The organism is Acidovorax sp. KPB24-07 (assembly GCF_057543315.1).
In genome coordinates this window covers 1-8,396 of the sequence record NZ_BAAJYS010000163.1, presented here as the reverse complement: position 1 = coordinate 8,396, position 8,396 = coordinate 1, and the positions used below count along the sequence as shown (strand labels likewise).

Annotated in this window: 10 protein-coding genes; 5 read left to right on the top strand and 5 right to left on the bottom strand. The window is 68.7% G+C overall.

The genetic code is table 11. From position 1 onward, the window contains the following. Nucleotides 1–458, top strand: a 458-nt coding sequence (locus AC27IQ_RS15595; protein WP_487089996.1) for an aldolase/citrate lyase family protein, incomplete at its 5' end; no start/stop codon positions are given. Further along, entirely contained in the window at nt 455–1,213 is a 759-nt protein-coding gene (locus AC27IQ_RS15590) for an IPTL-CTERM sorting domain-containing protein (RefSeq protein WP_487089995.1), read from the top strand. The genes AC27IQ_RS15595 and AC27IQ_RS15590, both read left to right, overlap by 4 nt. 85 nt (nt 1,214–1,298) lie before the next feature. Here the strand turns inward: AC27IQ_RS15590 and pmbA are convergent, their stop codons facing one another. Beyond that, nucleotides 1,299–2,708, bottom strand: a complete 1,410-nt coding sequence (gene pmbA, locus AC27IQ_RS15585; protein ID WP_487089994.1) for a metalloprotease PmbA — start codon at nt 2,706–2,708, stop codon at nt 1,299–1,301. 86 nt (nt 2,709–2,794) lie between these two features. On the opposite strand from pmbA, the gene yjgA reads away from it, so the two are divergent. Together yjgA and mog are read left to right on the top strand one after the other, a co-directional pair. Further along, the gene (gene yjgA / locus AC27IQ_RS15580; RefSeq protein WP_284431525.1) at nt 2,795–3,460 is read left to right on the top strand and encodes a ribosome biogenesis factor YjgA; all 666 of its coding nucleotides are present in this window, start codon (nt 2,795–2,797) and stop codon (nt 3,458–3,460) included. Beyond that, on the top strand, nt 3,453–4,067 hold the full coding sequence (gene mog / locus AC27IQ_RS15575; protein ID WP_487089993.1) for a molybdopterin adenylyltransferase: 615 nt from the start codon (nt 3,453–3,455) through the stop codon (nt 4,065–4,067). The genes yjgA and mog overlap by 8 nt, the downstream gene beginning before the upstream one ends. A gap of 106 nt (nt 4,068–4,173) precedes the next feature. Here mog and cysE read toward each other — a convergent pair whose 3' ends face one another. Beyond that, the gene (gene cysE / locus AC27IQ_RS15570; RefSeq protein WP_284402731.1) at nt 4,174–4,959 is read right to left on the bottom strand and encodes a serine O-acetyltransferase; all 786 of its coding nucleotides are present in this window, start codon (nt 4,957–4,959) and stop codon (nt 4,174–4,176) included. Between the two features lie 45 nt (nt 4,960–5,004). Next, nucleotides 5,005–5,799, bottom strand: a complete 795-nt coding sequence (locus AC27IQ_RS15565; RefSeq protein ID WP_487089992.1) for an RNA methyltransferase — start codon at nt 5,797–5,799, stop codon at nt 5,005–5,007. Nucleotides 5,800–5,936: 137 nt separating this feature from the next. On the opposite strand from AC27IQ_RS15565, the gene AC27IQ_RS15560 reads away from it, so the two are divergent. Beyond that, on the top strand, nt 5,937–6,869 hold the full coding sequence (locus tag AC27IQ_RS15560) for an inositol monophosphatase family protein (RefSeq protein ID WP_284427743.1): 933 nt from the start codon (nt 5,937–5,939) through the stop codon (nt 6,867–6,869). Between the two features lie 91 nt (nt 6,870–6,960). On the opposite strand, the gene AC27IQ_RS15555 is transcribed toward AC27IQ_RS15560, so the two are convergent. Both AC27IQ_RS15555 and AC27IQ_RS15550 read right to left on the bottom strand, forming a co-directional pair. Further along, entirely contained in the window at nt 6,961–8,091 is a 1,131-nt protein-coding gene (locus AC27IQ_RS15555; protein ID WP_284427742.1) for a response regulator, read from the bottom strand. Nucleotides 8,092–8,103: 12 nt separating this feature from the next. After that, on the bottom strand, nt 8,104–8,396 hold a 293-nt coding region (locus tag AC27IQ_RS15550), incomplete at its 5' end, for a hypothetical protein (RefSeq protein ID WP_487089991.1).

Below are 8,396 nucleotides of genomic sequence, written 5' to 3'. Positions count from 1 at the left end.
ACGGCACGCGCGGCGTGGGCAGCGCCGTGGCCCGCGTGTCGCAGTGGAACAGCCGCACGGACTACCTGCAGGTGGCCGACGACGAGGTCTGCCTGCTGGTGCAGGCCGAAACGGTGACGGCGCTGCAGAACCTGCCCGCCATCTGCGCGGTGGACGGCGTGCACGGCGTCTTCATCGGCCCGGCCGACCTGGCCGCGTCCATGGGCCACCGCGGCAACCCCGGCCACCCCGACGTGCAGGCCGCCATCGAAGGCGCCATGCGGACCATCATCGCCAGCGGCAAGGCCGCCGGCACGCTCACCTCCGATCCCGTGCTGGCGCAGCGCTACCTGGACCTGGGCTGCACCTTCGTGGCGGTGGGTGTGGACGTGCTGATGTTCGTCGGCGCGGCACGCAAGCTGCGCGCGCAGTTCGGCGGGCCAGCGGCGGTGCCTCCGCAGGCGGGTGCCGCGTATTGAAGGGTCCCCTCGGTGGAGGGTGTGGGCGCGCTGCGGCCCGCCGGGGAGACGGGGGACTTGGAGGCGGCTATGAGGAAAATCCTATTGGGCACCGTGCTCCCCTGGCGGCAGGCACGTCGTTCGGAGCCACGGTCAACATCAACAGCACCGGCAACTACGCCAGCCTGCAGAACTACACGAACTGCACCACGACGCCCGCGAGCCTGTGCGCCAACTACCTGACCACGAACAACGTCACCGGCACGTTCACGACGGCCGGTAACCTGCCCGCCAGCGCCAGCAACCTGGAGATCGGCTCGACCGTCACCTCCTACAGCTTCTCCAGCGGCCTGGACACCGTGGCCTCCACCGACCCCAACGCCCGTCTGAACACGCTGCGCATCTCCACGGACGCCTCCGGCAACATCACGAACGTGAACCTGATGCAGGCCGTGCTGTGGATGACGGGCACCGCACCGCACACCACGGCGGACCGCTTCGCGGCCGTGATCGTCTCCGGCGCCACCAGCACCTCCACCCACAACTCCGGCTGCCAGAACACGGGCACGGGCAACAGCGGCGCGACCGATACCTGCCTGACATCGACCGTGACCGACACCTCGCGCAGCACGGCCAACAACGCCCCCGTGAGCTACGCGATGGCCGCGGCCGCGGTGACGGCATCGCCCATTCCCACGGTGTCCGAATGGGGCCTGATCCTGATGGCCTCGCTGCTTGGCATGTTCGGCATCGCCCGCCTGCGCCGCCAGCGCTGATCGGCTTTCGTTCAGCCCAACAAAAAACCCGCCGCTGGCGGGTTTTTTGTTGGGGCCGGTGCTTTCGGCACCGCTGCGTGTTGCATCAGCTGCCCGCCACCTTCATGCGGTTCACAAGGATCGAGCCCACGGTCTTGGCGCCGTAGTTGTAGGCATCGGCGCCCACGGCTTCAATGCCTTTCAGCATGTCCTTCAGGTTGCCGGCGATGGTGATCTCATGCACCGGGTAGGCGATCTGGCCGTTCTCCACCCAGAAGCCGCTGGCGCCACGCGAGTAGTCGCCCGTCACGTAGTTCACGCCCTGCCCCATCAGCTCGATCACGAACAGGCCAGTGCCCAGCTTTTTCAGCATGGCGTCGAGGTCGTCGCCCGCACGGGTGCGGCGCGAGGTGAGCGTGAGGTTGTGCGAGCCGCCCGAGTTGCCGGTGGTCTTCATGCCCAGCTTGCGCGCCGAGTAGCTCGAGAGGAAGTAGCCCTCCACGCGGCCGGCATCCACCACCTTGCGGGGCGCCACGCGCACGCCTTCGTCGTCGAAGGGCGAACTGCCCTTGCCGCGAAGAATGAACGGGTCTTCCAGGATGTCGATGTGCTTCGGTAAAACCTGCTTGCCCAGCGAGTCGAGCAGGAACGTGCTCTTGCGGTACAGCGCGCCGCCGCTCACGGCCTGCACGAAGCCGCCCAACAGGCCGGCCGCCAGGGGCGACTCGAACAGCACGGGGCACTGCGTGGTGGGGATCTTGCGGCTGCCCAGGCGGCTCAGGGCGCGCTCGGCGGCGTAGCGGCCCACCTGGGCGGGCGCGGCCAGCTCGCGCGCATCGCGCATGGAGCTGTACCAGGCATCACGCTGCATGTCGGCATTCTTGCCGGGCAGCGCGGCGATGGGCGCCACCGACAGGCTGTGGCGCGAGCTGGCATAGCCGCCGCGAAAGCCGCGCGTGTGGGCGCTGAAGAAGTGGCTCTGCTGGGCCGATACGCCCGCGCCTTCGCTGTTGGTGATGCGGCGGCTGGTCTGCAGCGCGGCGGCCTCGCATTCCATGGCGATGCGCGCGGCCTCCTCGCTGGTGATGGCCCAGGGGTGGAACAGCTCCAGCTCGCGGTGCGAGTCCTCGGGGGCGATGTCGGCCTCGTCCGGCAGGCCGGCCACCGGGTCTTCGGCAGTGAAGCGGGCGATGTCGTAGGCGGCCTGCACGGTCTGCTCGATGGCGGCGCTGGAAAAATCCGAGGTGCTGGCGTTGCCGCGCCGGTGGCCGATGTAGACCGTCACGCCCAGCGACTTGTCGCGGTTGCGCTCGACGTTCTCCAGCTCGCCCTTGCGCACGCTGACCGACAGGCCGCAGCCCTCGGAGGCCTCGGCGCCGGCGTCGGTGGCGCCCAGCTTCTTGGCGTGCGCCAGGGCTCGGTCCACGAGGTCTTCGAAAAACGGGCGGGTGTAGCTGAAACCGCTGTCGGGTGTCTTCGGGGCGGCGCCGGCGGCGCGTGGGCTGGGTGTATTCATATCGGCGGCTATGATACTTGCCGCCTTCGGCGCCAAGGTGCCGAAGCCTGTATGGGCACACGCGTGCCCCTCCCATTGCCCCCACCATGTCACGCAAACCCAAAAAAGGCTACTACGTGCGAGGCCAGTTTGTTGCCGAAGGCAGCGAGCTGGACATCGAACTGAAAGCCGAGCTCAAAGGCACGCACGAAGCGAGCCGGACCGACCTGAAGCGCGAGAGCGATGCGCTGCAGAAGCTCGGCGAAGACCTGCTCACGCTGCGCGCCGACCTGATGGAACGCCTGCAGCTGCCCGAGAAGCTGCGCGACGCGCTGGCCGAGGCCCGGCGCATCACCAACTTCGAGGGCAAGCGCCGCCAGATGCAGTACGTCGGCAAGATCATGCGCCAGCTCGATCCCGCCGCCGTGGCCGCCGCCCAGGCCGCGCTGGACGAGCAGCACAACGGCTCGGCCGCTGAAAAGCTCGCGCTGCACGCCTCCGAGCGCTGGCGCGACCGGCTGATCGCCGACGACGCCGCGCTGCCCGACTGGCTGGAGCGCTTTCCGCGCACCGACACGCAGCAGATCCGCGCGCTGATCCGCCAGGCGCGCAAGGATGCGCAGCCCGAGGGCAAGACCGCGAACGTGCAGGTGTCCGAGGGCCTGGCCCCGCGCAAGGGCCGCGCCTACCGCGAGCTGTTCCAGCTCGTGCGCGAACAGATGGAAGACGCGGCCACCCACGCCCGCCACGAAGAGACCGGCCGCGATGCCTGAGGCCGTGGCACCTGCCGCGACCGGCGGCTTCAAGCCGGTGCGCATCGGCATCGTCTCCGTCAGCGACCGGGCCAGCACCGGCGTCTACGAGGACAAGGGCCTGCCCGCATTGCAGGACTGGCTTACCCGCGCGCTGCGCAACCCCATCGCCTTCGAGCCCCGGCTGATCCCCGACGACCAGGCCACCATCAGCGCCACGCTGATCGAGCTGGCCGACACCGCCGGCTGCAGCCTCGTGCTGACCACGGGCGGCACGGGCCCCGCCCTGCGCGACGTGACGCCCGAGGCCACGCTGGCCGTGGCCCACAAGGAGATGCCGGGCTTCGGCGAGCAGATGCGCCAGATCGGCCTGCGCTTCGTGCCCACGGCCATCCTCTCGCGCCAGGTGGCGGTGGTGCGCGGCAGCACGCTCATCGTCAACCTGCCGGGCCAGCCCAAGGCGATTGCGGAAACGCTGGAAGGCCTGCGGGGCGAGGACGGCAGCCAGATCGTGCCGGGCATCTTCGCCGCGGTGCCCTACTGCATCGATTTGATCGGCGGGCCGTACCTGGAAACGCACGACGCGGTGTGCAAGGCGTTCCGGCCGAAATCGGCCGTGCGGCGCTGATGCTATATTTTTTATAGCATAACGCCCTAGTATTTATTGTGCTGCAAGCCTTTTTGGCTTGCACATCGAAGCCGGGGCCGCCACCGGCCACCGGCCAAGGCGCCGGCTACTTTCCCACCAGCTCGTTGAGCTTGTCCGCCTGGAACTGCTCCTCGCGCGCCGCGTCGCAGGGCACGCAGTCCTTGGCCGGTGCCTGCGGGTTGGCCGAAAGCTTTTCGATGGCCTGCCACAGCAGCGCGATCTGGTGCTCCTGCGACGACGCGTTGTCGATCAGGCCGCGCATGGCCTGCGAGAGCGGATCGTCTTCCTGCGTGATGCCGTAGGCAGTGAAGGGGCGCGCGGCCTGCGGCTCGGTCACGTCGGCGCTCTGGCCGGCCTTGGAGGGAATGATGCGGGCCGGGATGCCCACGGCCGTGGCGCCTGGCGGCACGGGCTTGATGACCACCGCGTTGCTGCCGATCTTGGCGCCGTCGCCCACCTCGAAGCCGCCCAGCACCTTGGCGCCGGCGCTCACCACCACGTCCTTGCCCAGCGTCGGGTGGCGCTTGGCGCCCTTGTAGAGCGAGGTGCCGCCCAGCGTCACGCCCTGGTAGATGGTGCAGCCGTCGCCGATCTCGGCGGTCTCGCCGACCACCACGCCCATGGCGTGGTCGAAGAAGACGCGCTCGCCGATCCTGGCGCCCGGGTGGATCTCGATGCCGGTCATCCAGCGCGCGAAATGCGAGATGAAGCGCCCCAGCCACGGCAGGCCGTGGCGCCAGCACCAGTGCGCCGGACGGTGCAGCCAGATCGCGTGCAGGCCGGGGTAGCAGGTGACCACCTCCCAGGTGCTGCGCGCGGCGGGGTCGCGGTCGAGGATGCACTGGACGTCGGAGCGCAGGCGGGCAAACATGGGGTGGTGGGGCGTGGGGGCGCAGCGGAAAAAGAGCCGCCGAGTCTAGCGCTTTGCCTGCGCGGCGCCGGTCATGGCCTTGGCGACACCGCGCAGGATGTGGATTTCCTCGGGCGTGAGTTGCGCGCGGTTGAACAACTGGTTCAGGCGCGGCATGAGCTTCTTGGGCGCGGCGGGGTCTAGAAAGCCGATGTCCACCAGCGCGCGCTCCCAGTGCGCCAACATGCCGGCCACCTGCGCGGCATCGGCCCGCTCGATGGCGGGTGCTGCGGCCGCCGCTCCGTCGGCGGCGGCGAACCCGCCGAGTGCCAGGCGCCATTCGTAGGCGACGACCTGGATGGCCGCACCCAGGTTGAGGGAGCCGAAGGTCGGGTTGGTGGGAATCGACAGCGCCACGTGGCAGCGGTACACGTCGTCGTTGGCCATGCCGAAGCGCTCGCTGCCGAACAGGAAGGCCACGCCGGCCTCCGCAGTGGGAGTGGGAGCCGAATCGGGCTCCAGCACATGTTCTTTTATGGCATGTTGCTCACTTTTCAATAGCAACTCAAAATGCTCGCGCGGCGAGCGCGTGGGCGGGCCGAAGTCGCGCGGGGTCATGGCGGTGGCGCACAGGTGGCTCATGCCGTCCAGGGCCTCGTCCAGCGTGGCGACGATGCGCGCGTTCTCCAGCACGTCCAAGGCGCCGCTGGCGCGCTGGATGGTTTCCTCGCGGCGCAGCACGTTGGCCCAGCGCGGGGCGACGAGTACCAGGTCGCCGAAGCCCATGGTCTTCATGGCGCGGGCGGCGGCGCCGACGTTGCCGGCATGGCTGGTGTGGAGGAGGATGAAACGGGTCTTCATGGCGCGCGGTCGGTGAAAAAAGGCAGTACGGGTAAAATCGCGCGCTCATTGTCGCCGTCCGCATCGCCGGGGCGCCATTCCCCGTTCCTGAACCGCCAGGCCGCCCTTGCCGCGCGCCCGGCCCACGCCACAATCCAATGTCGACCAATCTGCACCCCATGCTCAACGTGGCCATCAAGGCCGCACGCGCCGCCGGCGCCATCATCAACCGCGCGGCCCTGGACGTGGAATCCGTGCGGATCTCGCAAAAGCAGATCAACGATTTCGTGACCGAGGTGGACCACGCGAGCGAAAAGGCCATCATCGAGACGCTGCTCACGGCCTACCCCGGCCACGGCATCCTGGCCGAGGAATCGGGCAGCGAGTACGGCGCGAAGGATTCGGAGTTCGTCTGGATCATCGACCCGCTGGACGGCACCACCAACTTCATCCACGGCTTTCCGGTCTATTGCGTGAGCATCGCGCTGGCCGTGCGCGGCAAGGTCGAGCAGGCCGTCATCTACGACCCGACCCGCAACGACCTCTTTACCGCCACCAAGGGCCGCGGCGCCTACCTGAACGAGCGCCGCATCCGCGTCTCCAAGCGCACGCAGCTCAAGGAATGCCTGATCTCCACCGGCTTTCCGTTCCGCCCGGGCGACAACTTCAAGAACTACCTGAACATCATGGCCGACGTGATGCAGCGCACCGCCGGCCTGCGCCGCCCAGGCGCCGCCGCGCTGGACCTGGCCTACGTGGCCGCGGGCTACACCGAAGCGTTCTTCGAGACCGGCCTGTCGATCTGGGACGTGGCGGCCGGCTCGCTGCTGGTGACCGAGGCCGGCGGCCTGGTCGGCAATTTCACGGGCGAGGCGGACTTCCTGGAGCAGCGCGAATGCCTGGCCGGCGCACCGCGCATCTACGGCCAGCTGGTGCCCATCCTCACCAAGTACAGCCAGTTCGCCAGCGCCGGCGACAAGGCGGCCGTGCGCCAGGCGGCGGCCAACCTCTCGCTGCCCACGGACGGCCTGGACGACGTGGTGCCGGCCACCCCGGCCGAGGACGGCGAAGCCGCCACCGGCGCCCGCTGACCGGCAGCGCCCGCGCGAAGGGATTGCCGCTGCGGCCCACGGGCCGAGCGGCAGTCCCTTTTTTCTTTTCGGGCCCGTGGCCCGTGTGGGCCTATTCCGGGTCGGGGTACTTGAGCGCGATGTGGCGGAAGTCGTCGGCCAGGTCCACGAAGGCATCCACCATGTCGGGGTCGAAATGCGTGCCGCGGCCCCGCACGATGGTGGCGCAGGCCTGCTCGTGCGAGTACGCGGGCTTGTAGATGCGTTTGCTGATGAGCGCGTCGTACACGTCGGCCACCGCCATGAGCCGGGCCGAGACGGGAATGGCATCGCCCGCCAGGCCCTCCGGATAGCCGCTGCCGTCCCACTTTTCCTGGTGGCTGTAGGCGATCTCCTTGGACACGCTCAGAAAGGCCACGCGCATGCCCAGGCGGCGCTCGGCGTCCTCGATGGCATTGCGGCCCAGCGTGGTGTGCGTCTTCATGACCTCGAACTCTTCCACCGTGAGCTTGCCGGGCTTGAGCAGGATGCGGTCGGGGATGCCGATCTTGCCGATGTCGTGCAGCGGCGCCGATTTGTACAGCAGCTCGATCATGCGTTCGGTCAGCGTCTGCTCGAAGCGCGGGTGCAGGCGCAGGTGCTCGGCCAGCGCCTTCACGTACAGCTGCGTGCGGCGGATGTGGTTGCCCGTCTCGTTGTCGCGCGTTTCGGCCAGGGAGGTCATGGCCATGATGGTCACGTCCTGGATGGCCTGCACTTCCAGCGTGCGCATGGCCACCTCGCGCTCCAGGTAGGCGCTCTTGTCGCGCAGGAAGTCGGCGGTGGCCTTCAGCGCCAAATGGGTGTGCACGCGCGCCAGCAGGATGGGCGGGCTGATGGGCTTGGTGATGTAGTCCACCGCACCGGCCGCCAGACCCGTGCGCTCGTCGTCCGAGGTGGAGCGCGCGGTGAGGAAGATCACCGGGATGTCGCGCGACTGCGGATGCGCCTTCAGTTGGCGGCAGACCTCGTAGCCGTCGATGCCCGGCATCATGATGTCCAGCAGGATCAGGTCGGGCGGCGGGGACGACTGCGCGATCCGCAAGGCCTTCTCGCCCTGGTTGGCGACCTTGACGTGGTAGTGGTCACGCAGCAGCGTGCCCATGAGGGTGAGGTTGTCGGGCGTGTCGTCCACCACCAGCACGGTGGCGATGGGTTTTTCGACAAAGAGGGACTCGTCGGCATAGAAATGGGGAATGTCCATGGGGTGGTCCTGTCATGCGGCCCCGCCTGGTGAAGGCTCGGACCCGTCGAGGTCCGATTGCGCCGCGGCATGCAGCGTGTCCAAGGCCCGCTCAAACTCGAAACTCCGGGTATCCGCTTCCAGCGCGGCGAACGCCACGCCCAACGCACTTTCCAGCACCGGCCTATTTTGCTGCAGATGGTCCACGGCGGCCGGGTCGTCGGCCTGCAGCAGCACCTGCAGGCGCTGCAAGGCCGGGCGCAGCGCCATCGGCGCCGGCTGGCCCGGCAGCGCATCCGCCGGCAAGGGGTCAGCGGGTTGCGCCG

What these genes read in the sequence shown, in the direction of transcription:
- mog (WP_487089993.1), top strand. Translation starts at nt 3,453, where the DNA reads ATGCCTGAGGCCGTGGCACCTGCCGCGACCGGCGGCTTCAAGCCGGTG.
- AC27IQ_RS15555 (WP_284427742.1), bottom strand. Translation starts at nt 8,091, where the DNA reads ATGGACATTCCCCATTTCTATGCCGACGAGTCCCTCTTTGTCGAAAAA.
- pmbA (WP_487089994.1), bottom strand. Translation starts at nt 2,708, where the DNA reads ATGAATACACCCAGCCCACGCGCCGCCGGCGCCGCCCCGAAGACACCC.
- AC27IQ_RS15560 (WP_284427743.1), top strand. Translation starts at nt 5,937, where the DNA reads ATGTCGACCAATCTGCACCCCATGCTCAACGTGGCCATCAAGGCCGCA.
- yjgA (WP_284431525.1), top strand. Translation starts at nt 2,795, where the DNA reads ATGTCACGCAAACCCAAAAAAGGCTACTACGTGCGAGGCCAGTTTGTT.
- AC27IQ_RS15565 (WP_487089992.1), bottom strand. Translation starts at nt 5,799, where the DNA reads ATGAAGACCCGTTTCATCCTCCTCCACACCAGCCATGCCGGCAACGTC.
- cysE (WP_284402731.1), bottom strand. Translation starts at nt 4,959, where the DNA reads ATGTTTGCCCGCCTGCGCTCCGACGTCCAGTGCATCCTCGACCGCGAC.